The sequence below is a fragment of the Vibrio sp. vnigr-6D03 genome, from assembly GCF_002835515.1.
Classification (GTDB): domain Bacteria; phylum Pseudomonadota; class Gammaproteobacteria; order Enterobacterales; family Vibrionaceae; genus Vibrio; species Vibrio penaeicida.
In genome coordinates, this window is record NZ_PIZL01000024.1 from 132,504 (window position 1) to 158,972 (window position 26,469).

General features: G+C 46.3%; 16 protein-coding genes. 15 read left to right on the top strand and 1 reads right to left on the bottom strand.

The features are described from left to right. Window positions 1-214: 214 nt before the first annotated feature. The 15 genes from CW749_RS20135 (at window position 215) to rplI (ending at window position 25,485) form a co-directional block, all read left to right on the top strand. Window positions 215-1,198 carry an AraC family transcriptional regulator gene (locus CW749_RS20135; protein WP_101114138.1) on the top strand — a complete coding sequence of 328 codons (984 nt, stop codon included), beginning with the start codon at window positions 215-217 and terminating at the stop codon, window positions 1,196-1,198. A 31-nt stretch (window positions 1,199-1,229) separates the two neighbouring features. Next, entirely contained in the window at window positions 1,230-3,113 is a 1,884-nt protein-coding gene (locus CW749_RS20140) for a PfaD family polyunsaturated fatty acid/polyketide biosynthesis protein (RefSeq protein WP_101114140.1), read from the top strand. Window positions 3,114-3,118: 5 nt separating this feature from the next. Beyond that, window positions 3,119-11,857 carry a hybrid non-ribosomal peptide synthetase/type I polyketide synthase gene (locus tag CW749_RS20145; RefSeq protein ID WP_101114142.1) on the top strand — a complete coding sequence of 2,913 codons (8,739 nt, stop codon included), beginning with the start codon at window positions 3,119-3,121 and terminating at the stop codon, window positions 11,855-11,857. After that, window positions 11,857-15,198: a non-ribosomal peptide synthetase gene (locus CW749_RS20150; protein ID WP_101114144.1), complete on the top strand. Its 3,342-nt coding sequence runs from the start codon at window positions 11,857-11,859 to the stop codon at window positions 15,196-15,198. Before CW749_RS20145 ends, CW749_RS20150 begins: the two co-directional genes overlap by 1 nt. Next, the gene (locus tag CW749_RS20155; RefSeq protein WP_101114146.1) at window positions 15,195-15,965 is read left to right on the top strand and encodes an alpha/beta fold hydrolase; all 771 of its coding nucleotides are present in this window, start codon (window positions 15,195-15,197) and stop codon (window positions 15,963-15,965) included. Before CW749_RS20150 ends, CW749_RS20155 begins: the two co-directional genes overlap by 4 nt. Window positions 15,966-16,253: 288 nt before the next feature. Next, window positions 16,254-17,894, top strand: coding sequence for a chitinase (locus CW749_RS20160; protein WP_101114148.1), 1,641 nt, complete (start codon window positions 16,254-16,256; stop codon window positions 17,892-17,894). A 211-nt stretch (window positions 17,895-18,105) separates the two neighbouring features. Further along, on the top strand, window positions 18,106-18,684 hold the full coding sequence (locus CW749_RS20165) for an aminodeoxychorismate/anthranilate synthase component II (RefSeq protein ID WP_101114150.1): 579 nt from the start codon (window positions 18,106-18,108) through the stop codon (window positions 18,682-18,684). A 349-nt stretch (window positions 18,685-19,033) separates the two neighbouring features. After that, window positions 19,034-20,248, top strand: a complete 1,215-nt coding sequence (locus tag CW749_RS20170; RefSeq protein WP_101114151.1) for an aspartate aminotransferase family protein — start codon at window positions 19,034-19,036, stop codon at window positions 20,246-20,248. Between the two features lie 94 nt (window positions 20,249-20,342). Next, window positions 20,343-21,362 (top strand): arginine N-succinyltransferase, encoded by a 1,020-nt coding sequence (astA, locus tag CW749_RS20175; RefSeq protein WP_101114153.1) that lies wholly within the window; start codon window positions 20,343-20,345, stop codon window positions 21,360-21,362. A gap of 27 nt (window positions 21,363-21,389) precedes the next feature. Continuing rightward, a complete protein-coding gene (gene astD, locus CW749_RS20180; RefSeq protein WP_101114155.1) occupies window positions 21,390-22,850 on the top strand; it encodes a succinylglutamate-semialdehyde dehydrogenase in 1,461 nt (486 codons plus the stop codon). Between the two features lie 135 nt (window positions 22,851-22,985). Continuing rightward, on the top strand, window positions 22,986-23,777 hold the full coding sequence (locus CW749_RS20185; RefSeq protein WP_101114157.1) for a DUF1338 domain-containing protein: 792 nt from the start codon (window positions 22,986-22,988) through the stop codon (window positions 23,775-23,777). Window positions 23,778-24,036: 259 nt separating this feature from the next. After that, window positions 24,037-24,444, top strand: coding sequence for a 30S ribosomal protein S6 (gene rpsF / locus CW749_RS20190; protein WP_101114158.1), 408 nt, complete (start codon window positions 24,037-24,039; stop codon window positions 24,442-24,444). A gap of 8 nt (window positions 24,445-24,452) precedes the next feature. Then, the gene (gene priB, locus CW749_RS20195) at window positions 24,453-24,755 is read left to right on the top strand and encodes a primosomal replication protein N (RefSeq protein ID WP_101114160.1); all 303 of its coding nucleotides are present in this window, start codon (window positions 24,453-24,455) and stop codon (window positions 24,753-24,755) included. A 16-nt stretch (window positions 24,756-24,771) separates the two neighbouring features. Beyond that, window positions 24,772-24,999, top strand: coding sequence for a 30S ribosomal protein S18 (gene rpsR / locus CW749_RS20200; RefSeq protein ID WP_000090471.1), 228 nt, complete (start codon window positions 24,772-24,774; stop codon window positions 24,997-24,999). Window positions 25,000-25,032: 33 nt separating this feature from the next. Beyond that, window positions 25,033-25,485 (top strand): 50S ribosomal protein L9, encoded by a 453-nt coding sequence (gene rplI / locus CW749_RS20205; RefSeq protein WP_101114162.1) that lies wholly within the window; start codon window positions 25,033-25,035, stop codon window positions 25,483-25,485. Between the two features lie 87 nt (window positions 25,486-25,572). Here the strand turns inward: rplI and CW749_RS20210 are convergent, their stop codons facing one another. Continuing rightward, complete coding sequence (locus tag CW749_RS20210) at window positions 25,573-26,331, bottom strand: DUF481 domain-containing protein (protein WP_101114163.1); 759 nt, start codon at window positions 26,329-26,331, stop codon at window positions 25,573-25,575. Between the last annotated feature and the right edge of the window lie 138 nt (window positions 26,332-26,469).

A 26,469-nucleotide genomic window follows, 5' to 3' on the forward strand; every position in this document is an offset into this window, starting at 1 on the left:
ATAAGAAAATTATCTTGTTTTAGACCTGCTGGTTTACATGGTTTTCAAATGATGCGCTTAAATGATGTCAATATTATTTATTAGATTGAATTCATTATTATTAAAGTGAATTAAGTGGTCTATAGAGACCAATATATATCTTCGTCAGAGAATGTCGGGTACTACTGTGACCATTTTCTTGTGATCAGGTGGGTGCCAGCCTAAGGGTAAATAAATGTTATTTAATACGTATTTTTGTGATTGGCGCAAAGGTGACGTCATGCCTGTTGATATTGAAGAAAATAAGTCGACGAAAAGGCAGAAAACACGCTGCCTAAGAATAGATCAGCGCATACTCATGATAAAAACGGAGGGTGCACCAAATTATTTGGACTTTTTAGATATAGAACAAGACGATAGAGTTATTCTTGTTTATGTTGCCTCCGAAAGAAGTGAATCAAATAGTTATACTTCTAAGCACCCGCTGAAAGTTTTTATTGATGGAAGTGAAAATAAAGAGATTGAGCGACAACTGTCCTATATTGAAGACGATGATGTTGTCATAAGCCTTATCGTTGCCAGGGAGTATATCGAGCAATTAGTTTGCGTAAATTGCCTCAAAACTTTTTTTGGTGAGTTTGCCAGTTCAACTGAAAGTATCGCGTCATCGAGTTTTAACTTCCTTCCTCATGGTCATGTTTCGGCAATACTTCACCAGCTCGTAGAGACGAATTCCTATAACGAATTACAGACCTTATTTGCGCAAGCAAAAGTATATGAGCTGCTTAGCCTAACACTCGACAATATGGGTGCAGAACTGAATACGTGCAGTTTGTCTAAGAGCGATATTGCTCGCTTACATCAGGCACGTGATTTGCTGGAACAAAACCTAATCTCGCCTCCCTCTCTGATTGATTTGGCTCATGAAGTTGGAATCAATGATTTTAAGCTCAAAAAGGGGTTTCGGGAGCTGTTCCAAATCACTCCTTACGCTTACCTACGCCATTACCGAATGACCGTCGCACAGAATATGCTCGCGCGTCATGACATGTCCGTTTCTGCTGTTGCCAATGCCGTTGGATATAACAATCTAGGGCATTTTGCCAAAGCATTTCGCAAACAGTTTGGTCTGAAGCCAAAAGATTTTAAGCAACAACAACGCATGTTGAAGTCGCCTAGTCGAGAGATGCTTCAGATGAATTCTGCCTGTGAGAATTAAACATAATATGCAATTTTAAAGGATCTAATTAATGAAAATTACTGCCGAAACACTTGGTAATCCGGCATTCCAAGAATATTTTTCTACACAATATGCATATTATTGTGGCTCCATGTACAAAGGTATTGCCAGTAAAGAGATGGTCGTTGCACTGGCTAATTCTGGTTTTCTAGGTTTTCTGGGTACTGGGGGGATGCGCTTAGAGGAAATCGAGAGTTCTTTAGACTATATATCCAATTCTCTTTCTATGTTTGAACCTTACGGTGCAAATATCTTACCTTCATATAACAACCCTGAGCTTGAAAATAAAACGATTGATTTATTGCTTCAGTACGATGTTCGTGTTGTTGAAGCTTCTTCATACGTAGAGCTTTCTCCTGCACTCGTTCGATACGCTTTCAATGGGCTAAGACGCGGTACTGATGGTCGAGTAATACGTAAAAACAGAGTCATCGCTAAATTATCAAGATCCGAAGTAGCTCGAAGCTTTATTGAGCCCGTACCAGAGTCGGTACTTTCAAGCCTAGTCGAAACTAAGCTAATCAGCCGTGAAGAAGCTGAGTTAGCCGCAACGCTTCCTCTTGCTAGTGCAATATGCGTCGAATCTGACTCTGCTGGCCACACAGACAGCGGTATATCCTTTGCGCAATTCCCTGCGATTAAATCTTTGGCAATATCACTCACAAAAAGGAATGCCTCAGAAAAAATATTGGTTGGTTCCGCTGGAGGCCTTGGTTCTCCAGATGCAATCGCGGGTGCCTTTGCCATGGGAGCGGACTTTGTTGTAACGGGCTCGATTAACCAATGCTCTGCTGAAGCTAATATCAGCTACGAAGTGAAAGACATCTTACAAGCGCTCAGTGTTCAAGACACAACTTATGCCCCTTCGGGTGACCTTTTTGAAATGGGCGCTAAGGTACAAGTGGTCAAGAAAGGCAGCATGTTTGCACTACGAGCGAATAGGCTTTATGAGCTTTATACCCAATACGACAGTCTTGATGCCTTAACTCCTAGCATTATAGATGAGCTTGAAACGCAATATTTCGGCAAGTCGATCTCGGACATTTGGGAAGAGACGAGCAACCACTACCAAAAAGCAAATCCCGAGGTTCTAAAATCGGCTGCAAACAATCCAAAAACCAAAATGGCATTGGTATTTAAGTGGTACTTCGTGCACACAACGCGAGTTGCACTTGAGGGCAAAAAGAATGGTCGAGGGGATTACCAGGTCCACTGTGGGCCTGCGATGGGCGCATTTAATGAGATCGTTAAAGGCAGCTCTTTAGAAAGTTGGCAAAAGCGCGGTGTCGCTGAAATTGGGAAGTTTTTGATGGAAGGCGCTGCATCCGTCCTTAGCGATCTCTATGCAGAGCAATCAAATAAAGCGTTCGAGCAGACAAGAAAAAGTGCCACTCCAAAAAGCACAGCCAAAGTTGCTAAGACCGATGTTGAGGCGGCTATCAGCGAGCTTGAGGAAATCGTGGACGTTCAGCTAGATGCCTCTGATTGGGTGACGGTGACGCAGGAAATGATCAATCAATTTGCCGAAACCACATTGGATGAATATTGGCTTCATGTCGATCAAGAGCGTGCAAAGCAAGAGTCCCAATTCGGCGACACCATTGCTCACGGCTTGTTGGCACTTAGTCTCGTTAGCCATTTCCGCGAGCAGTGTTTTCCTGAATTCCCTAGTAACGCCACTGGCATGGTTTATGGCTTCGATAATGTCAGATTCATCAACCCAGTGCCAGTTAACAGTCGCGTTAGAGGGGTATTTACTCTGAAGGAAATCGTAAAGAACCCAGATAACTCACTGACCACTAAAGCCAAATTTTCTATCGAAATACATGGGAATCCAGTACCAGCATTAATCGGTGACCTACTTGGCTACATCACATTTTCTTCCGGAGAGTAATTAAAATGAAGCCCGATATGCCCATTGCTGTGATTGGAATGACTTGTCGTTTCCCTGATGCCCCCAGCGTTAAAGCATTCAGAGAAAACCTTCTTTTTGGTCACGATTCTATTCATCCGTTAACACCTGAAGAAATAGAGCGTGAAGGGATAGATCCTTCACTGCTCGAAGATGATGATTTTATTAATGCTGGCACGCTCATTGAGAATGTCGCGAACTTTGATTACGGCTTCTTTTCTCTTTCGCCTAAAGAAGCTTCATTGATGGACCCTCAGCACCGGTTATTTTTAGCGGAATGCCGCAAGTTGTTAGACGTATCTAACCTGACGCGAGATGAAGATAACATTGGTATTTTTGCGGGGTGTCGTCAGAGTACGTATCAAGCCTTTCTTTCACCAATACGTCCTGAGCAAATAACCGAGTCTGAATCCTTTCAACAATTGATGGGTAACGACAAAGATTACCTTGCCACAAGAGCGTCGTATTTTCTTAACTTAAACGGTCCAGCGCTGACAGTGCAATCGGCTTGCTCGACTTCACTGGTCGCGGTGCATCAAGCCTGTCAGTCTTTGCGCAGTGGTGAATGTGATAGTGCCTTTGCAGGTGGGGTAGCTATTTCGTTCCCGCAAGGGGTTGGATACCGAGCGTCGGAAGGCATGATATTTTCGAATGATGGGAAATGCCGTCCTTTCAGCGAAGAGGGCACAGGCATCGTCGCTGGGAATGGCTTAGGTATTGTCGCGCTCAAACGTTTGGATGATGCAATCAAAGACGGCGATAAAATTCACGCGGTGTTAAAGGGCTCTGCGATTTCCAATGATGGAAAAGCCAAGCTGGGGTATACCGCACCCGGTAAGACTGGACAGAAAAAAGCCATAGAAATGGCTTTGAAAAAAAGTGGCGTCGATCCAAAAGATATCGGCCTACTGGAGGCGCACGGTACAGGGACTCCCCTTGGTGATCCGATTGAAGTCCAAGCCATTTCAGAAGTTTACAGCACGTTCGATGTGCCCAACCAAAACTGCGCCATTGGCTCAGTAAAAGGTAACGTAGGTCATCTCGATACCGCTGCTGGGGTCGCCAGTCTGATCAAATCGATCTTGTCAGTAAGAGACGGTTTGATACTGCCAAGCCTACATTGCAGACCGGAAAATCCACGTATTCAGTTTGATACAACCCCATTCTATTTAGCGCATGACTGCAGTGTTTGGCCTAACCGTTTTCAGTCTCGAATTGCAGCGGTAAGTTCTTTTGGTATTGGGGGAACCAACTGCCATATGATCGTAGAACAGCCACCAAAGCAAGAACCTGTGGCGAGTGACACAAGCTCGGATGAATTTGAAATACTGGCGGTCAGCAACCATAAAGAAAGCAATGTGCTTGAACAGGCAAACCAATTTGTTTCTAGCCTTGAAAACGATCAACTTTCATCTCAATGTAAGACTGCTGCATTAAAGCGAACCCATTACCCCTCTAGAGTTGCACTTTACGGAAAAAGCAAAAAAGATTTTCGTAAAGCTCTGAAGAATGCCACTGTCCAAACGGTTAAAACGAATCCTACAGTCGCATGGGTTTTCTCGGGGCAGGGCAGCCAAAAACCGGGAATGGGAAAGGCATTTTATGAAAAGTATGCCGTATTCAGAGATGCGATTGATGATTGCGACCGCTTGTTTAGCGACGCAGGTATTGCCAACCTAAAAGAGGTTATGTTCGATGACCGCCTCGCTGAAAAGCTCAATCAAACACTGTATACACAACCCGCTTTATTCGCTTGGCAGTATGCGATGGGTTTACTGCTGATTGATTGGGAGGTAGAGCCGGACTTTGTTGCAGGGCATTCTATTGGTGAGTTTGCGGCTTGTGTCATGGCTGAACACTTTTCCGTCGAGTCTGTTGTTCGATTGGTGGCGCACCGAGCGCGATTGATGCAAGAGCAAACCGATGAAGGTCGAATGTTAGCGATAAAGTTGCCTGAAGCGCAGTTGCAAGATGTGTTAAGTGCACATGAAGCCATTTCTATTGCCTCTATCAACAGCGCTGACCGTTTCACTCTCAGCGGCCGTGATAGCGATGTTTCACGTCTTATTGAAAGTTTGGATGCATCGCAGATTGCTTACAAAGAACTGGACGTGCATCGAGCATTCCATTCTTCCACCATGGAAGCGATTCGTGACGACTTTCTCCAATTTACGTTGCAGCAAGAAGCGACTGCAGAAGAAGAGAGTGACGTCTGTATGTACTCCACACTGACTGGAGGAGAAGTCCAGTTCGGCGACCTTACGCTCGATTATTGGTTTCAGCAATTGCGCAGTCCAGTACTCTTTCATCCAGCATTAGAATCCATTGCCAAGGAAGAGCCTGATCTTGTGGTTGAGATAAGTCCAGATGGCAGCTTCTTATCGCTACTCAAACACTCTGACGTTTTTGACAGTGAGTGTGTCGTTGGCAAAGTGGGTTATGAGCATAGCCACGAATTGGTCGCGCAGTTGTTCAGTTTGGGTTACGAGCAACCTTTAGAAGCATACTACGAAAATGCAGCTGTCCCGTTCTCTGAAATGCCGCCGTTGGTCTTTTCGGACACGCATTGTTGGGCATCCACTCCGATCCATTATCCTGCGGCAAGGCAGCACAGTGGCTATGGGATACAAGAAAAAGAGCCAGTCCAAAGCATGGAGTTCTGGGGATGGCAATGGCAGCCCATTACTAACGATGTCGCACCAAAATCTGAATTTGATGATGAGCTTAAACTTCGTTGGGCGATCATCGGAAACAACAAATGGGCTGACAGCTTAAACGTTGAGATAAGTGCTTTAGGCCATCAATGTGACATTTACGACACCGTTCAGAGCGTGCAAGAGTGTGATCGGATAGTGGATACCCGATCTTTAACTTTGGACTGGGCGTTAGAGGCATCAGTACAAACGCTGACGGCTGCAAGAGAACAGCTCGTTCAGCTAGGGCAATACATTGAACAGCATCCTAAGTGCCGCATCATCACCTTGCTATCAAGTTCCGCTCAAAAAGTAAGTGCTGGTAATAGCCCACATAGTGATAACTTGCTTTGGCCTTTCCAAAACTTAAATCGCAGTTTAGCTAACGAAAAGCCTCAGCTCGCTCTCCATTGTTTGGATATTCATGATTGCACAGTGGATAGCACATTGGTGTCCATACTGTCGAACCTTGATGAACCTAGCCCTATCTTGAGCTTGAAAAATAATCAGCTCTACACTTTAGATGTTGTCAGCAAAGAGGTGGGAACACCTCAACAAACTATGGAGTGGCGCAGTGAACACTTTACGGTGATAGCCGGTTTGGGCGCCGTGGGGCTTGGGCTTGCGGAATGGTTGGTTGAGAAAGGCTGCGATAAGCTCGTTATTATTGTGCGACAGGCTTTAAACGAACAACAGAAAGCCTTAATTCAATCCCTGAAAAGCCAAGAAGTGACGGTGCATGTACTGCAAGCCAGTCTTGTGGAAGAGCACGCCTTGAGCGCCGCGTTCGACACATTGGACGTGACTGTAGATCGTGTGTTCCATACCGCGCATGCGGGGACGCATAAATTGCACCCTCTGGACGACGGCAGTGCGTTCGAGGGCTCTTTGCCTGTCAAACTTATCGGCAGTATGAACCTACACCGCGTGTTTGAGAATCAACCTCTTGAACTGTTTTGTATGTTTACGTCATTAAGCAGCATGATGGCTATTTCGGGTACCAGCGGTTACGCGACGGCAAATGCTTGGCAGGATTCATACGCAGCGTATTTGCGCCAACATGGTGTGCCTGCTCTCACAGTCTCATGGAGTCAGCTACAGCTATCAAGAGACGCCCAATATGTTGCCAGTGTTAATGACACGGGCATGGTAGCACTCTCAAAAGAACAGACGTTTTCCGTGATGGAGCAACTGATTCAGAACAATGAGTCGGGGCTTACTCCTATTCTTTATGATGCCAACGTATTAGGGCAAGTCGTCAGTAAACTTCCGGCGACATCTGTATATCTCAAAGATATCTTTACCATTGAATCAACCGATGCAGCGGCACCCGCGGCAACGGATGGGAATAACCTGATCAGCCTAGACAATCTCAGTACTGAAGAAGCCAAAAAAACGGTTGCTGAATTTTTGCATCAATTGATTTGTCAGCGGCTTCAATACAGTTCCGATCAACTGGATCCCGATGGCTCGCTGACTGGCCAAGGTGTGGACTCACTGATCTTTTTAGACATTGTTCAGGTGATCAACAAAACCTTCAGTATGGATCTGCCACCGACTGCTGGCTACGAGCACGGTACGATAACGGCACTAAGCCAATACATCGCGTCACAACTTAAAAAAGACGATATTGAATTCTCTCAAAGCACCACCAGCGGGGCAGAGAGTACCATTGTTGCGGATCCTGCCGCAGCATACGAACCCTTCCCTTTAACCGATTTGCAGCAAGCTTTTTGGTTAGGGCGTCGTAATGATCTGAACTTAGGCAGCGTGTCTTGTCATGAATATCTGGAACTTCAGTTCGATGAGTTGGATATAGACAAGTTAGAGACCGCTTGGAATCGACTGATCGCTCGACATGACATGATGCGTTGTGTGATCACTGGAGATGGTCTTCAACGAATATTGCCGCACAGCGACCAAACGCACTACCAAGTTGGAGTTACAGACTTGAGTAACGCTTCAGTTGAGGAGCGAGAAAGCCACTTGGCAAATACGCGCCAACGCATGAGTTATCAGGTCTTTAATCCACAGACATGGCCTCTGTTTGAGCTGAGTGTTTCAAAATGGGATGGAGGTATCCGTGTTCATTTGGATATGGACCTATTGGTGTTCGATATCCAAAGTTTACGTGTGATTTTTGGTGAATTAGATACGCTCTTGCTAAATCCAGATACTGAATTCCAACCGCTAACCTTGAGTTTCCGCGATTACATCATGGTAGAGAAGGCGCGCGAAGCTGAACCTCGCTGGTTAAGCGCCAAAGAGTATTGGCAAAATAAACTGAACGACATTCCACCTGCGCCAGAATTGCCAATGATTCGTGAGGAATCCACTTCCGAGCAGATGTCGTTTAGGACACTGGATCACGTACTTGAACGTGATACTTGGGAAGTCTTCAAGCAAAGAGCGCGTGATTTCGGGATAACACCAAGCGGAGCGATGTTGGCTGCGTATACGTATGCCATCGCGTCTTACGCCAAAAGCTCTGAATTCACCCTCAATATTACGTACTTCAACCGAAAAAATGTGCATCCTCAAGTCATGGATATATGTGGTGATTTCACTTCGTTGATGTTGCTCCCCGTTTCTGTCGATGCCACCGAAACGTTTATTGATGCCGCCAAACGCACGCAAGAATCGCTATGGAAAGCGCTTGAGCATCGCGACTACAACGGTATCCGCGTGATGCGAGATTTGGGACGTCATATGGGTGAAGGTGCCGATGCGATTCAAATGCCCGTTGTATTTACGTCGATGATCGGCATGGACTTTAATGACCCATCTCAACCTGGGTGGGAATTGCAGCGCCATCAAATCTTCGAGGTTAACCAGACGCCTCAAGTGTGGTTAGACTATCAGGCGAGGGAATCCAATGGCGCATTGTTCACACAGTGGTTCATTGCCGATGAGTTCTTTGAAAAGTCAATGATTGAAGGGCTCTTCGAAACGTACACTTCAATATTGGACAAGCTAGCAAAAGAGGAAGAGTTCTGGACAGCACAATTCCCTGATTTGCGTAGTGATCAGGCGAAAGCCATTTCTAGCTCGCTGAATCGAGTGGTCGACACTCAATTACCAACACTCATGCCTGAACCGTTCCATAAAAGTGCGGGGCAGATGGCTCAAAGAGCGGCATTACTCACCCACGATTCATCGCTCAGTTACCAAGAAGTGCAAGCCCGAGTCAATCAACTTGCCAACCACCTTATCCATATAGGTCTATCGGCGTCGGAACCTGTCGCGGTCGTCATGCCAAAAAGTGTTGAAGCCGTGATTACCGCACTGGCGATTCAAACGGCTGGTGGCTGCTATACGCCTATCAACGCCGATTTTGATAACCAGCGTCTAGAGCAGATCCTGATTGATCTCGAACCGTTTGCGATTCTTACTGTGGCGGATATTGAGTTGTCGGTGCCTTGTTCTGTGATCAACGTACAGCGATTGAATCTGACAGATGAATCAACAGAGAAACCGATAGCACGCCAAACAAGTAATCAGCTGTCGTACATTATCTACACATCGGGCAGTACAGGGGGTCCTAAAGGGGTCATGCTGGACCATGAAGCCCCTCTAAATACGTTGCAGCAACTGGCGAATATTCTGGACCTTGGTCCTGATGACCGTACCTTATCGATGTGTGCTTTCCACCACGATATGTCGGTGTTTGACTTGTTTGCGATGTTTGGGAGTGGTGGTGCCGTTGTTCTACCAGAAAGGGACAGAGCCTACGATGCCATGCATTGGCTGTCACTCATGCATGAACACAAGCCAAGCATTTTAAATGCTGTGCCAGCGTTCATCACCATGCTGCTTGACGCCATTGAACAACAAGATGCGGTCCCACCTTCACCTCGTCATATCATGATGGGAGGAGATTGGATTCCCGTAGAGTTAGTTCGTCGAATCCAAAAAGTTTGGCCGGAGGTCGACATTCACTCTATCGGAGGACCGACAGAGACGGCCATCGTGTCTACTCATTACCGAATTCAAAATATCGAAGAGGATTCGTCGCGTATTCCATATGGACGCCCTCTGCCAAATCAGACGTGTGTGTTGCTCAACTCGGCTGGAATTGAGTGTCCACCAAATGTTGTGGGCGAAATTTGTATGGGAGGGATGGCTCGCTCATTGGGTTATCTCAAAGATGCAGAACGCACAGCAGAAAAGTATCGACCACATCCTCTAACGGGTGAACCTCTGTTCTACACCGGTGACATGGGCGTGTTAAGACCGGATGGTCAATTGGATATCCTTGGCCGTATAGACAACCAAATAAAAATTAATGGCTTACGAGTCGAGCCGGGAGAAATTGAAGCCGCGATTGAACAACATCCACAGGTTAGTGAAGCGGTTGTTGTTTACGCGGGTGAGCCCACACGTCAGCTACACGGCTTTGTGAAATCAATCGAAGTCACAAGTACAGTCACTGACGAAGATTGGTATACAGCTTCCGATGATGGACACAATGCGATCGAACACCTCCCAGAGAATTTTGATTTGGCCGACTACGCTGAATATTATTCTGACATGGAACAGTTAGCTACATGGGTAATGCTACGTACTATCCAAGCTGTAGGCTTCTTCAAAACGGAGGGGGATACAGCCTCGTTTGTAACACTTGTGGATGCACTAAAGGTTTCCCCTCATTACCAAAAGCTTTTCGAAAGCTGGGTTCGAGTACTGACAGAGGATGGCTATCTTGTCCTTGAAAAGGATGAGTACAAGGCAACGCACCGCATTAAGGACGCGGAAGAATATGATCGCCAATTCGCTAAGATTGTTGCTCACACAGAGACGGGACCTGAGCATACTCAACGTATTTGGTCGCTAATATCGCGCTGCATTGAACGAAGTGGTGCCCTGCTCGATGGAAGTTTCAACCCGCTGGAATTAATGTTTGAGGACGGTAAAACCGATTTTGCTGAAAGTTGGTACCGAGAAAACCCCGTTTCCACACATTTCAACCGTGTTGCAGGTAAAGTCGCAGGAGGCTTTTTAAGCAATCGCTCAGGACCGTTGCGTATTCTAGAGTTTGGCGCAGGTATCGGAAGCGTGACCCACGAAATATTGGCCAACATGCCTAGCTCCGATTTCAGCTATGACTTTACCGATTTATCCACTTACTTTTTGGATAACGCCGCGGATGTCTTTAAGGCATATCCTCAGCTCAATTATGGCTTGTATAACATCAATGAAGAGCCAAGTTTGCAGGGGTATCAGTATGGTGAATATGACCTCGTCATCGGTGCCAACGTATTGCACGATGCCGAAGATCTGAATGCCGCGAGCCGACGTCTACGTGCCTTGCTCAAGCCCGATGGTGCACTCTTACTTGTCGAAGGAACAAATAACCCCCGTTTCCAGTTGGTAAGTCTAGGGTTTGTTGAAGGTTTGACGCATTACGCTGATGAAAGGCTGGAAACTTGCTTACCTATGATATCGGCACCGAGTTGGCAACAAGTCATGAATCGCGCTGGCTTTGCGAAAGCAACGTGCTTCCCTAAAGCGGGGCATGACACCGAAGTGATGAACTATCACGTGTTGCTTGGGCAAAACAGCGGCAGTGACTGTTCGTTGGATATTCAATCAATCCAAAGCTTGTTAAAGAACCAGTTGCCTGCACATATGCAGCCTGCGCATTGGCATCATTTGTTGGAACTGCCACTTACGCTTAACGGTAAGGTTGATCGCCAAAAACTCGCAACGGAAATCCAATCATCAAGTCACAATGAATCACTTGAATCAGGTGGTTTGGCACTGACGACAGAGCAGGAGCATTTGTTGGCAAGTGCTTGGTCTGACACTCTTAACATCCCTGTAGAAACGGCGGACGCCAACTTCTTCATGTTAGGGGGAGATAGCTTATTGTTGACTCGTCTTAGCGGTTTATTGCAAGACAAACACGGCATTTATCTGGACTTGGCGACGCTCGTCAAAACGCCCCGATTATGCGATCAGGCGGTGTTGATGGGGGATTTACCTGTAGAGCTCGATAATGAAGAAGAAGCGTTCGAAGAGGGGGTGATTTGATGGATACACTCAAAACACTATCCAAACAAGCGCAGTCTCTTCAAGATCTGCGCGAAGAGGCTCAAAAGCGTCAAATCCGACTTTGGGTTGAGAAAGGTCAATTACGTTTTAAAGCCCCGAAAGGGGCTATGGACGCCAATTTACTTGAAGCGATGAAAGCGCATAAAAGTGCCTTAATATCAGCGCTGAGTTCTGGAAGGCAAGCACCGCAAATAGCCTCAAATCCTCAGGAACGCTATGAACCATTTCCATTAACGGATTTGCAACAAGCTTATTGGGTCGGAGAGCATGGCGGGTATGTCCAGTCGGCAATTGCGTGCTACGTCCACCATGTAGAGTTTAAAGATCTGTCGGAGGAGCGTGTTCAGTCTGCGCTGCATCAGTTGCAAAGTGCGCACGAAGTTCTCCGTACACGCTTTAAAGACGACGGTACTCAGCAGATCATGCCAGTCGGTGAGCTGCCAATCCATCTTCAATGTCATTCACTTAGGTCGATGAGTCAGGAAGATTCCGAGGCTAAGTGTGTGGAGCTTGCAGACAATTTTCCCGAGCAAGTTTTGCCATCATTGCAAGATGGCCCACCCATGGCCGCCGCACTCTTACATTTGCCAGAAGGTGATAGATTAATATTTGCCGTGCGATTGATCGTTATGGACGGCCCTTCGCTTGCGCGACTCTTTCACGACTTATTGTCTGCGTTGTCTGGTCAACCCTTACTCACGAAACCTCAGCTTAGTTACCGAGACTATGTGCTGGCGTTACGCGCGCTAGACACAACGGAGGCAGAGTCATATTGGTCTAAGGCGTTGGAATCCTTGCCCGAAGCACCACAGTTGCCAATGAGAGGAGAAATGCCTAAACAATCGAAATTTGTTCGGTTGGGCGGCAGTTTGGGGCTTGAGGACTGGACTCAAATCAAAAAAAAGGCACAAGCGCACGGTACGACCCCGAACGCTGTCATGTTCGCGCTCTATGCTTCTGTGCTCCGATTGTGGTCCCAAGACGAACGTTTCGTTATCAACATGCTGACTAACTTTCGTCCCTTTGATCATGCAGAAATGGGATTGGTCGTCGGAAACCACAGTAATACGATTTTGATGACCAGCGACGGTCAGGGGCATTTCATCGAACAAGCGAAAGCCGTTCAAGCCATGTTTGCTGAGCGGTTGCCGCACGCGTCATTGTCTGGGGTTTCTCTACTAAGGCGATTACAACAAACCCGCGACCCAAACCAGCCTGCGGTGCCTTTTGTTTTTACGAGTGGGATATCGCAACAAGCCGCCGAAGGCATGCCGAACAAATTAAAAGAGATGTTCCGTCCAATATCCAGTGAACTCCGTACGCCACAAGTTTGGCTGGACCACCAAGTTGTCGAAGATCAGGATGGTCTTTTGTACTACTGGGATTACGTAGACGGCGTATTTGAAAAAGGGTTACCAGAGGCGCTATTCGAACGTTTTGAATGGGCACTGTCGGAACTGCTCAATAACGAACGAGCTTGGCTAAGTGTTAATCCAGCCGCTCTTAAGGAGAGCGATCTAAAACCTTTAGTCGAGCTACCTGAGGTTTCTGCAGAAAGTAACTTGGGGCAGGCGTTTTTAAATCAGGTTCAGCGATCGAGTAACGCTGTCGCGCTGATTGATTCGCAAGGGCGTGAAATGACCTATCGAGAGCTGGCGGAAAAAGCCCTATCGGTTGCTCAAGGCTTGGTTTTATCGGGGGTAAAGCAAGGTGACCTAGTGGGGGTTTCCTTGCCCAAAGGTTCTCAACAAATCATCAGTGTCATCGGTATTGTACTCGCTGGAGGTGCATGGTTGCCGATGGACATTCGCTTACCTGGTGCCCGTCGGAAGGCGATCATTGATCAAAGTGGTCTTCAATTCATTATTGGAGAACACACAGGTGATTTGAACGTTGATGATTTGCTCGATCATCCTGAACTTGAGAAGCCGAATATAAGCTCAAAAGAAGCATTGGCTTATGTCATTTACACATCCGGATCGACTGGTCAGCCTAAGGGGGTTGCCACTTCTCATGGCGCGATTTTAAACACCCTATATGAGATTAACCGCCGCTTTTCCATCTATTCGGAAGATAAGGTATTGGCACTGTCTGCGCTGAACTTTGACCTCAGTGTGTACGATATTTGGGGTACGCTCATTACAGGAGCATCTATCGTCATTCCTCCCGATGCTGAAGTTCCAGATCCGATGATCATACTTGAGCAATGTAAGCGAAATGGAGTCACCATTTGGAACTCTGTCCCCGCGTTACTCGAAATGGCGTTCTTACAAGGAAAAGAGTTCAGTCAGGAAGCGTTAACCAGCCTTAAAGTTATCATGCTTAGTGGTGACTGGATTCCAATGCCTCTTGCGAAGCAAGTATTGAATTATCTGCCGAAAACGCACTTTTACTCTCTCGGTGGCGCGACTGAGGCATCAATATGGTCAAACTATTTTTCTGTTACAGAAATCAGGGATGATTGGCGTTCTATTCCCTATGGTTATGGTCTTGCAGGTCAACAGTTACATGTGCTCGATAAGGATGGTACTCCTTGCTTACCTTGGGTTGTGGGGCAAATCTACATTGAAGGGTTGGGGCTCGCTGACGGTTATTACAATGATGTTCTGCGCACTGAATCCAGTTTTATTACGCATAAAAGTGGTCGACGACTCTATTCAACTGGCGATCTTGGAAGATGGCGTGATGATGGCTCGGTAGAGTTTCTTGGTCGACTGGATTTTCAACTTAAGCTACGTGGGCACCGGATAGAAGCTGGCGATGTGGAATCTCATCTGCTTGCCCAAGCGCCAATCAAGAGTGCTGTAGTAATGGTGGTTCAAAGCAATAGTGACCAACCTGTGCTGGTGGCACTGTGTACGGGAGATGGTTTTGATGCTGAGGAAATACGCCATACCTTACGTGGTGAGCTACCAGCTTATATGGTGCCAAGCCATGTGTTCCGAATCGATGCGATGCCATTGAATGTGAATGGAAAACGCGACCAAGCCGCATTACGAAAACTGGCTGAGCAAGCACTGACATCGGCGACAAACTGCAGTGAAACGTGCACCGAGAGCGCGACTCTAGATGATGAGGATCTTGCTCCGCTCGCAGCCCTATGGGCAGAAATTTTAGGTTCTAAGCCCTGCAACACTGAGGCGAACTTCTTCCTAGAAGGCGGAACATCCATGCTGGGGGTTCAATTGATCAGAGAGATAAAACTCAAGTTCGACATAAGCTTACCCTTGGCAACTCTATTTGAAAATCCAACATTGAGCGCCGTTTGGCGTGCTATTGAAATTGCTCGTAGTGAGCACAGTACAAAGGTGAATCCATGACCTGTTTACCCTTTCCGGACGTCAAAACCAATCCGGAAATTGATTTGTTTTGCTTACCCTATGCCGGCGGCAGCTCCGCTGTATTCAGTAAGTGGGACGCTATGTTTCCCGACTGGATCTCAGTCAGACCTGTTGAATTGCCAGGACGTGGTTCGCGTCTGAACTCTTCATTGATGACATGCCCAACTGAACTCAGCATACAATTAGCCGATGAATTGGCTGAACGCATTGAACGACCGTGGGCTATTTTTGGGCATAGCCTTGGGGCAGCTTTGGGCTATCGCATTGCTCACATCATAGAAAGCGAACACCCGTTACTTGGTTTTTTCCCGTCTGGGAGACATGCTCCAACGTGTGCAGACCCAGCTCCGTTGAGGGCACATCTCAGTGATGAAGCGTTAATTGAAGAGGTGCGTTCGCTTAATGGCGCGCCACCCGAATTGTTGGAAAACAGGGAATTTATGAACATGGTCTTACCGATTATTCGTGCGGACTTTGAACTTAGCGAGCGAGGTTCGTTACTCCCTCCACTTGGTTCTATGAAATGTGGAATGCAGGTGTTCGGTTCAACAGATGATCCGGAAGTACCCATTGCATCGCTCAAAAATTGGAAGGATGTTGCTGGCGCTGATTTTAGCCAGAAAATCCTGCCTGGCGATCATTTCTTCCTACATCATGAATCTCAGTGTCTTTCGATGCGCGATTCTATCTGCGACTTACTATCCAAAGCTTTAGCTGAATCAAAGAGCACGGTTTCGGCGATATAGAAGCAGATTATCTGTCTGCACTTGACCAACTGAGTCACATGTAAAAACTAAGGCCTTTTGCATGTGGCTCAAACTGTGATCTAGCCATATAAGTTAAGTTGTTTACCAAACCTGTGATTTTCTTGATTAGTTACTCAATTCCAATGTAGCAAGTTGGTGTGCGGTTTTCATATGGTAGAAGTGACTCGGAATAATCAATTGTACTTATACATTTCACTGCGATTAACTAAATAGGTGACTTATCATTCTGTCGATTCCCTACATTTTTATGGAGCGAGAGGAATAAGAATGAAAACCAAACGTTACCTTTCAGTATTAATTGGCGGTTTATTGTCGGCAAACGCATTCGCGGCAATGAACATCCAACCGGACCCTACAAATCCTACTGGCTACATCATTTCACGTGCAGATATTCAAGCGGTTGAAAACTCAATCACTGTCGATCCAATGTATGACATCTGGTCTAAAGCATTGGAGACGCGTCCAAATACGGTAGTTGAAGCTATCCTACCGGGACTAGCAAGCAACCCAGAAAACGTTAAGCGTGTAGAGCGCGTATTCCCTCAAGCCGAGTGGGATTTCCTAACGGGTATGGCTGCTCCAGAATACACTTACACGCGTTTCTTGCGTGCGATTGGTAAATTCCCTGCGTTCTGTGGCGAGTACACAGATGGTCGTGATTCTGATGCGATTTGTAAGAAATCCATCGTAACGGCGTTTGCTCACTTTGCTCAAGAAACCGGTGGTCACATTGCAATCGACAATGTTTCTGACAACCCTCTGGCGCTAGAAGAGTGGCAGCAGGCTTTGGTTCACGTACGTGAAATGGGCTGGGCTGAAGGTCAAGAAGGCTACACAACAGGTTGTGGTCAAAACGATTGGCAAAACGCGCGTTGGCCGTGTGAAGCGGGTCAGGGATACTTTGGTCGTGGTGCTAAACAGCTTTCTTACCACTTTAACTACGGCGCATTCTCTGAAGTAATGTTTGACGGTGATGCGACAGTATTACTGAAAAACCCAGCTCTAGTTGCCGATTCATGGTTGAACCTAGCTTCTGCTATCTGGTTCTTCCTTACTCCTCAAGCACCAAAACCAGCAATGTTGCATGTTATTGACCGTACTTGGGCTCCGTCTCAGCGTGAAGCAGCAGCAGGTATCGGCTATGGCTTTGGTACAACCATCAACGTTATTAATGGTGGTATTGAGTGTGGTGAGCAGAACAAGACAAAAGGTCAGCCTGTAAACCGTATTCGTTACTGGGAAGGTCTTGCTGCGCATTACCAAATCCCTGTCGAAGCTGATGAGAAAAACACGTGTTATCAGCAGACTCCGTACGGAAGCCTGAACCTAAATGGTGCCACTGATGTGCTTTACACCAACTGGGATGGTAACTGGAAATACCATGCAGATCGCCCTGGCGGTTTCTCATTTGAGTGTGAGCTAGTTGGTTTCCAAACGGCGTACTCAGCACTTGTACCGGGTGACTATGAGAAGTGTGTAACGAACTTCTACGGTTCACATGCGACATGGCCTCAAGTTCGTGTAACAGACAAGCCAATTCCGGTTGAACCAGGAACGGGCGTAGAGCCACCAGTTAACGGTGTTGCGGGATGGGAAGCCACTAAGGTTTACAACCGAAACGATAAAGCAGCTCGCAAAGGTGTGGTTTACCAAGCGAAGAACTGGTCACAAGGTGACGATCCTGCACTAGGTGGTCCATGGGTAGTTGCTGACGGAACAACAACACCGCCAACGACTCCTCCTACAAACCCAGGTGGTTTCATTCAGTGGGAAGCGGGTGTAAGTCAGGTTGCTGATGGCGACAAGGTGACTCACGCTGGTAAATGCTTTATTGCCAAAAATGGTCCAGGTGTGTGGGAAACGCCACTGACCTCTAACCATTTCTGGGATGAGATCGCGTGTAAGTAATCTTACCTGAATCTTTCAAAGCCTCAGCGTTTGCTGAGGCTTTTTTTATTCTTAGGAAGGAAGGGGTAATCGCGACCTGTTAATGTCGCTTTACAGCTTGAATATTGACAATTTCATCTTATGAACAATTTTCACTTGCCTTTCATCGCCTCTGCTGCACAATACCGCCCTTAAGTTACATAGCCAATCATCCATGTAAACGACGTTCCCTATGCTGTTAATCATCGATAATTACGACTCTTTTACCTACAACCTATACCAGTACTTCTGTGAACTGGGCGCGGATGTAAAAGTCGTGCGTAATGATGAAATCACTTTAGATGAAATCGAGTTAATGGCGCCGTCGCATTTGGTTATCTCCCCTGGCCCTTGTACCCCGAACGAAGCAGGAATTTCCTTGAGTGCAATAGAGCACTTTACAGGAAAGTTACCTATTTTAGGTGTATGTCTTGGTCATCAAGCTATTGCTCAAGTTTTTGGCGGCAATGTTGTTCGAGCCAAAAAAGTCATGCATGGAAAAACGTCCCCAATTCAGCATAGCGATATTGGTTTGTTCAAGCAGTTGAATTTGCCGTTAACAGTGACACGTTATCACTCACTTGTGGTTGAAACCGAAAGCCTGCCCGACTGCTTTGAAGTGACAGCATGGACACAGTCATCGGACGGGGAGTTTGATGAAATTATGGGCTTTCAACATAAGACGTTACCGATTGAAGGCGTTCAATTTCACCCGGAATCCATCAAAACGGAACAAGGTCACGAGTTACTGGCGAACTTTTTGCGACGATAAACCCTGCTTAGGGTCACTTTTCCTAACATTTTTCTGAATTATTTTTCTATCCGCAGTCTATGCAAAACTATTCGCAATACGATTCTCTTGTTTGCGTAACCCTACTATCTATATATGGTTAACCTCAGCTTATTTTACCCATAAGTATAAATTGCTTCATAAAAGCGGTTTGCTCGTGCATAAATAATCATGCGAGAGCTGGGGTGGCGTGTTGTTTGCTCAGTAAAAAGAACAAATCACTATTGAAATAGTTAAATTAATGTAAATACAATGTTTGAGCAGTAGAAAATGCCATTAGGTATTTGAACTTACTAATGCTGATTACATTGGGATCGAAATGGAGTATGTGATGACAATGGAAAATAAAGTAGAACGCAGCTGGTTTAACGACGTAATGGTACCTTGTTATAACCCGATGGAAATCATTCCGGTTCGAGGAGAGGGTGCCCGAGTTTGGGACCAAGCCGACAAAGAATATATCGACTTTGCTGGTGGTATTGCTGTGAGCTGCTTAGGGCATTGTCATCCAGCGATGGTTTCTGCACTAACAGAACAAGCGAATAAAATTTGGCATCTCAGTAATGTGATGACTAACGAGCCTGCGCTTCGCCTAGCAAAAAAACTGACCGAAGTCAGCTTTGCTGAAAAAGTGTTTTTTGCCAATTCAGGTGCAGAAGCAAACGAAGCCGCGCTGAAATTAGCGCGCCGTTGGGCAGTGGATACGCATGGTGAAGAAAAGTCTGAAATCATCGCATTCAAACAAGGCTTCCATGGCCGCACCTTCTTCACTGTAACAGTGGGTGGTCAAGCGGCGTATTCTGATGGATTCGGTCCTAAACCTGGTGATGTTACTCACTTGCCTTACAACGATGTAGAAGCGTTGGAAGCGCACATTTCATCGGAGCGTACTTGCGCCATCATGATGGAGCCATTGCAGGGCGAAGGTGGAATTATTTCGCCAACCCCTGAATTTGTGCAAGCGGTTCGCACCTTGTGTGACAAGCACAACGTATTGCTTATTCTCGATGAAGTACAGACGGGCAACGGTCGTACGGGTGACTTTTACGCTTACCAAGGTCTTGGTATCACGCCAGATATTCTTAGCACGGCGAAATCACTGGGTGGTGGTTTCCCTGTCGGTGCGATGCTTACAACAACAGAATTGTCTAAGCACATGAAAGTCGGCACGCACGGTTCAACCTATGGTGGTAACCCGTTGGCTTGTGCCGTAGCGGAAGCAGTGGTTGACGTTGTAAGCCAACCAGACGTTTTAGCGGGCGTAAAAGAGCGCGAAGCGCTATTCCGTGAAGGTTTGACTAGAATTAACAATAAGTACCCGATTTTCTCTGAAGTTCGTGGTAAAGGTTTACTGCTTGGTGCAGCGCTGAACGAAGAGTGGCAAGGTCGCGCTCGTGATGTGCTTGTAGCAGCAGGAAATGAAGGGCTGATGGTTCTGGTTGCTGGTGCCAACGTCGTTCGATTCACACCATCTTTAGTGATTTCAAAAGAAGAAATCGAAGAAGGATTAGCGAGACTAGAAAAAGCCATCGCAAGCTTAGTTTAGGTTAAGTCGCTCGGTTCGAGTCAAGGTCGGGTGTTTATCACCCGACCTTTTCACTTCGAATAGGGTCTTACCATAGCATCTGGAGGGAGTTGTGATGCTTGTAGTTCGTCCGATAACAAAACAAGATTATGAGGCACTGCATACGTGTGCCGTCGAATCAGGACATGGATTTACTTCTCTTCCTGTCAACGAAGAATTACTGACCAATCGAATAGATCACTCTGTTTACAGCTTTGATAAGCCTGAAGTTAAAGATCCCGGAGATGAAGGGTATTTGATGGTTGGTTTTGACAGCGAAACTGGGGAAGTGGCTGGGACAACCGGCATCGAGGCTTCGATTGGCTGGGATGTGCCGTTTTATACCTATCACATCAGTAAAGTGGTGCATTCCTCACCCAAGCTTGGCGTCAATAATGTAGTGAAGCTGCTGACATTTGGTAATAACTACACGGGTTGCAGTGAGATTTGTACCCTGTTTTTACGCCCCCAATTCCGCAAAGGACTCAATGGACGGCTCATGTCCAAGTGTCGTTTCTTAATGATGGCGGAACACCCGCATCGATTCTCCGAAACTGTCTTTGCAGAAATGCGCGGTGTTTCCGATGACGAAGGTAATTCGCCATTTTGGCAATGGCTGCAAGAGCACTTCTTCTCTATTGAATTCACCATGGCGGACTATCTCACTGGGATAGGAAAGAAAGGCTTCATTGCCGATCTTATGCCTAAGCTACCAATTTACATCAATCTACTGTCGCCAGAAGCGCAAGCCGTGATTGGTAAAGTACATGACAACACACGTCCAGCGCTTCGCTTATTGGAGCAAGAAGGGTTCTCGTGTCGTGGTTATGTCGACATCTTTGATGCGGGTCCATCGGTCGAGTGTGACTTGCGAAATATTGACTCGGTACGTCGCTCTTTCAGAGCCAAAGTGAGTGTTCAAGAACATTCTAGTGCCCAACAATATTTGATGTGTAATTCGTCATTTGAAGATTTTAGAGCCGTTGCAGGCACAGCGGCATACGACAAAGCGTCGGACACCGTTTTACTGACACAAGACATTGCCAATGCATTGGAAGTCAAAGACGGCGAATACGTGCGTTTGCTCGCACAGTAACGTGAACATGAAAAAAGGAAAAGCAGTATGAGCACGCACTGGATAAATGGATCTTGGGTTGATGGTTCAGGTGAAGAGCTGGCGTCAACTAGCCCCTACAATGGGGAAACGATTTGGCAAGGTAAAGGCGCAACAGAAGAGCAGGTTGAATCCGCAGTAAGCGCTGCCCGTGCTGCTTTCTTGCAGTGGAAGAAATTGCCTTTTGTCGAACGCGAAACCGTCGTGCTGAAATTTGCTGAGTTGGTTAAAGAAAACAGCGAAGAAATCGCAACCATCATCGCGAAAGAAACCGGAAAGCCAATTTGGGAAACCCGAACAGAAGCGGGTGCTATGGCAGGGAAAATTGCCATTTCCATTCGTGCTTATCACGATCGTACTGGTGAAGCGCAAAGAGAAGCCGCAGGCAACCAAATTGTACTTCGACATCGCCCATTGGGTGTGATGGCGGTCTTTGGCCCTTATAACTTCCCTGGTCACTTGCCTAATGGACATATTGTGCCTGCACTATTGTCTGGTAATACCGTAGTGTTCAAACCATCGGAGCAAACCCCTTGGACGGGCGAGTTTGCGATGAAGCTTTGGCAGCAAGCAGGGCTACCTGATGGCGTGATAAATCTAGTGCAAGGTGCGAAAGAAACGGGTATTGCATTAGCAAATTCCAAGCAAATCGACGGTGTGTTGTTTACTGGCAGTGCGAATACGGGTCATGTACTGCATCGCCAATTTGCAGGTCAACCGGATAAAATGCTGGCACTGGAAATGGGCGGCAACAACCCTATGGTGATAGCAGACCATTTTGGTGATGTTGACGCCACCGTATACACCATCATTCAATCCGCATTCATTAGTGCTGGTCAACGTTGTACTTGTGCACGTCGTTTGTACGTGCCTGTAGGAGAAAGCGGCGATCAATTGGTTGATAAGCTGGTGTCAGCAACGGCAAAAATCCGTGTCGACGAACCTTTCGCGGAACCTGCACCTTTTATGGGGCCACAAATCTCCATTCAAGCGGCTGAAGGGATTTTAAATGCTCAATCTCACCTTCAAGGTCTCGGTGGTGTCAGCCTGATAGAAGCAGAATCAAAAGGCGAAGCGTTTGTTACGCCAGGCATTATTGACGTGACCCAAATCGCCGACCTGCCAGATGAAGAGTACTTCGGACCGTTATTACAGGTGATTCGCTACGAAGGCTTAGAGTCTGCGGTCGAGATGGCAAACGATACTCGTTTTGGCTTGTCTGCTGGATTGGTTTCCACGATGGACAGTGATTGGGATTACTTCGTTGAGCACATCCGTGCCGGCATTGTAAACCGCAACCGCCAACTGACGGGAGCAAGCGGAGATGCACCATTTGGCGGACCAGGTGCGTCTGGTAACCTTAGACCAAGCGCTTACTATGCCGCAGATTACTGTGCTTACCCAATGGCTTCAATGGAAGGGCAAGAAACCTTGTTACCAGCCACCCTAAGCCCGGGTGTTGAGCTGTAAAATTAGATAAACAAGGGGCTATATTTCTATAGCCCCTTACTGTTCAAGTTAAAAAAATAATAGGCAGTTAGCTAAAACTCCGTCACAGGCTCCAGTCACCTCTACCTGTCTTGGTAGTTCTAAAAAGGAGGCGTTATGTCGCCGGATATTTTGTTTGCTTCACTTTGGAACGATTACATCACCCGCCTTTGTCCTTCTGCTCAAAAGGTCCATGATTTACTGCAGGAAGATGAAGCTCTCATCAATGACCACATTGCACTAAGAACGTTTGGTGTAGCGCCATTAGGAATAGAGACGTTGGCCAAACCCTTTTTAGAACTCGGGTACAAAGCGGCTGGCGACTATGTTTTTGAATCCAAAAAGTTGGTAGCAAAACACTTTGAACATCCAGACCCTAAGCAACCCAAAGTGTTTATCAGTGAATTGGAAGTAGAAAAATGCTCCCCTGAACTGCAAGACATTGTCGCGAGATTGCTTGAGCAAGTTGATACTACTCAGCTAGCAAGCAGTGAATTTCTGTATAGTGGGAGAATGTGGGATATCAACCATACCGACTATCGAGCGCTGGCGGCGGAAAGTGAATATGCGGCTTGGTTAGCGGCTCATGGATATGGTGCAAACCACTTTACTGTTAGTGTGAATCAGTTAAATCAATTTGAAGACGTCATTGATGTGAACCGCCACCTCAAAGAATCCGGCTTTACCATCAATGAGTTTGGCGGCGAAGTGAAAGGCTCTCCAGATGTGTTGTTAGAGCAATCTTCCACTATGGCGGATAAAGTCCCCGTTACTTTTGTAGAAAGTTCGGAGATTGTTCCTGGAGGCTTCTATGAATTTGCCAAGCGCTATCCAATGAAAAATGGTGAGCTCTACTCGGGTTTCGTTGCCGCTTCGGCCGATAAAATCTTCGAAAGTACCGACAGCTAAAACCACGCGTAATACACTGAACTATCAAGGCATCGGCAACGTTTTCCGGTGCCTTTGGGGTATGATCTTAGCGCCTGCTGGATATAAAAGTTTGAGTCTTACAAATATCTCTTCTAACACTCTAAATTCCCCTTGCTCTTAGCGGTGTTTTTCTATACTATTTGCCGTCCTTAAAACTCGGTCATTTTTCTTTAGTTCCTTGCTTCCTCTGGACGACCGAGCCATTCGTGGAAGCTAATAATCCGTAAGGAGCAACCAAATGCGTCATTACGAAATCGTATTCATGGTTCACCCTGATCAAAGCGAGCAAGTTGCTGGCATGATCGAGCGTTACACTGGTTCTATCACAGAAGCTGGCGGTACTATCCACCGTCTAGAAGACTGGGGTCGTCGTCAAATGGCTTACCCAATCAACAAGCTTCACAAAGCTCACTACGTTCTTATGAACGTTGAAGCTGGTCAAGAAGTGATTGACGAGCTAGAAACTGCTTTCCGTTTCAACGATGCAGTTCTACGTAACATGATCATGCGCACTAAAGGCGCTGTGACTGAACAATCTATTATGCTTAAGCAAAAAGAAGAGCGTGCAGAGCGTGCTCCTCGTCGTGAAGAGCGTACAGAGCGTACAGAACGCACAGAAGCTAAACCAGAAGCAGCTGCTGAGTAATTCATTGCATGACCAATCGAATGGAGCTAAGTGGCACTGTCGCGAAAGCACCGATTCGAAGCCACAGCCCTGCAGGCGTCGCCCATTGCCGATTTTGGCTAGAGCATCGTTCTACAGTGCTAGAAGCGGATTACCCCAGACAAGTTTATTGTCGTATGCCGGTAATCATTAGCGGGCAAAGGTCGCAAGAGTTAACTCAAGAACTCGTTATAGGCAGTCACATTAAGGTAAGTGGTTTTGTCGCTTATCAAACCAGCCGAAATGGCAATGGGAAATTAGTGTTACATGCCGAAAATATCACATATATTTAAGATCAGGAGATAGCCCATGGCTCGTTTCTTCCGTCGTCGTAAATTCTGCCGTTTCACTGCAGAAGGCGTACAAGAGATTGATTACAAAGACGTAGCAACTCTTAAAAACTACATCACTGAAGCTGGTAAAATCGTACCTAGCCGTATCACTGGTACAAGCGCTAAGTATCAGCGTCAGCTAGCTCGCGCTATCAAGCGTGCTCGCTACCTAGCACTACTGCCGTACACTGACAAGCATCAGTAATCGGCACCGTCTATTTAGAAAGAGGATTAAACAATGCAAGTTATTCTACTTGATAAAATCGGTAACCTAGGTGGTCTTGGCGATCAAGTAAATGTTAAATCTGGTTACGCTCGTAACTTCCTTATCCCACAAGGTAAGGCTGTAATGGCAACTAAATCTAACGTTGAAATGTTCGAAACTCGTCGCGCTGAACTAGAAGCAAAAGTTGCTGAGCAACTACAAGCTTCTGAAGCTCGTGCTGAGAAAGTTAACGCTCTTGAAGCAGTTGTTATTGCTTCTAAAGCTGGTGACGAAGGTAAACTATTCGGTTCTATCGGTACTCGTGACATCGCTGACGCTATCACAGCGGCAGGTGTTGAAGTAGCTAAGAGCGAAGTTCGCCTACCTGAAGGTGCTCTACGTAACACTGGTGAGTTTGAAATTAACGTACAACTTCACTCTGAAGTGTTCGCTAAGATCAACCTACAAGTTGTTGCTGCTGAGTAATTCAGTACCAAGCGATTTGAGAAAAGCTGGCTTAAAGCCAGCTTTTTTTATATCTAAGGTTTTGTATGAGTAAATACTTTGTACAAATCAAAACTTGACCAGCAGATTCGCCGACACCACGGTATCCGTGTTACTTAAATCATTGGGAACGCGATCGAGATACTGCCTAGAGTGAGAAAGCTTAAGCGCGATGTCTTCTGTAATGGCGTTGGTAATACTGATTTCGTTATCGAAGCGTGTGTTGGATTTTCCGCTTACGATTAATAAGTCAGCACTGAGCGACAGTGCCGGCAATACTTTCCAGTCACCTTTGAAATGCCCTCGAAAGATAAACTCATCCACGTTGTCTGGGAAAATTAAGTCATCGTCATCCAACTCATCCAGATTAGGCTTTTGATGTCGATAACCTGGACCCAATTCCAAAGAGAGCTTTAAGTCATCCGTGTAGGTAAACTGATAACCGAGCCCGCTCGACCAAGTGTAATCTTTAAAATACGCACTGTATTTTGAGTCGATGCCTTTGAAGTTGGCGTAAAGATAAGTACGAGGTGCGAGCTTGTAGTCGCTTTGAACTTGGTAGGTAGACTGTTTCTTGTCTTCCTTATCGTTTTTATTCAGTTTATAGAACTTCCACTCACCTGAATGTCGATGCCTTCCTTGTGTGTAAACCCCTTCCAAGCGGCTATTTAGGGACTCCGAATTGGAGTTACCACTGTGCGCTTGGTATCCGAATTCCACCTCTGTTTTCAAGGGAGATGAAGGCGACGTATCCGTGTCGTTACTTTCCTCTGCATAAAGGCTGGCATTAAATATCGCCAGACTAAGCACAAGCAAATTTTTCGACACTCAATACCTCTCTCATATTCTTATTTTATTCAACCATGCACTTGGCTATCTAGCGGCACGGTGCATGACATATGAGATTGTATTAATAGCCTTAAAGTCTAGGGTCAGGGTTGTGTTAATTTCGTAAATTCTTCAAAT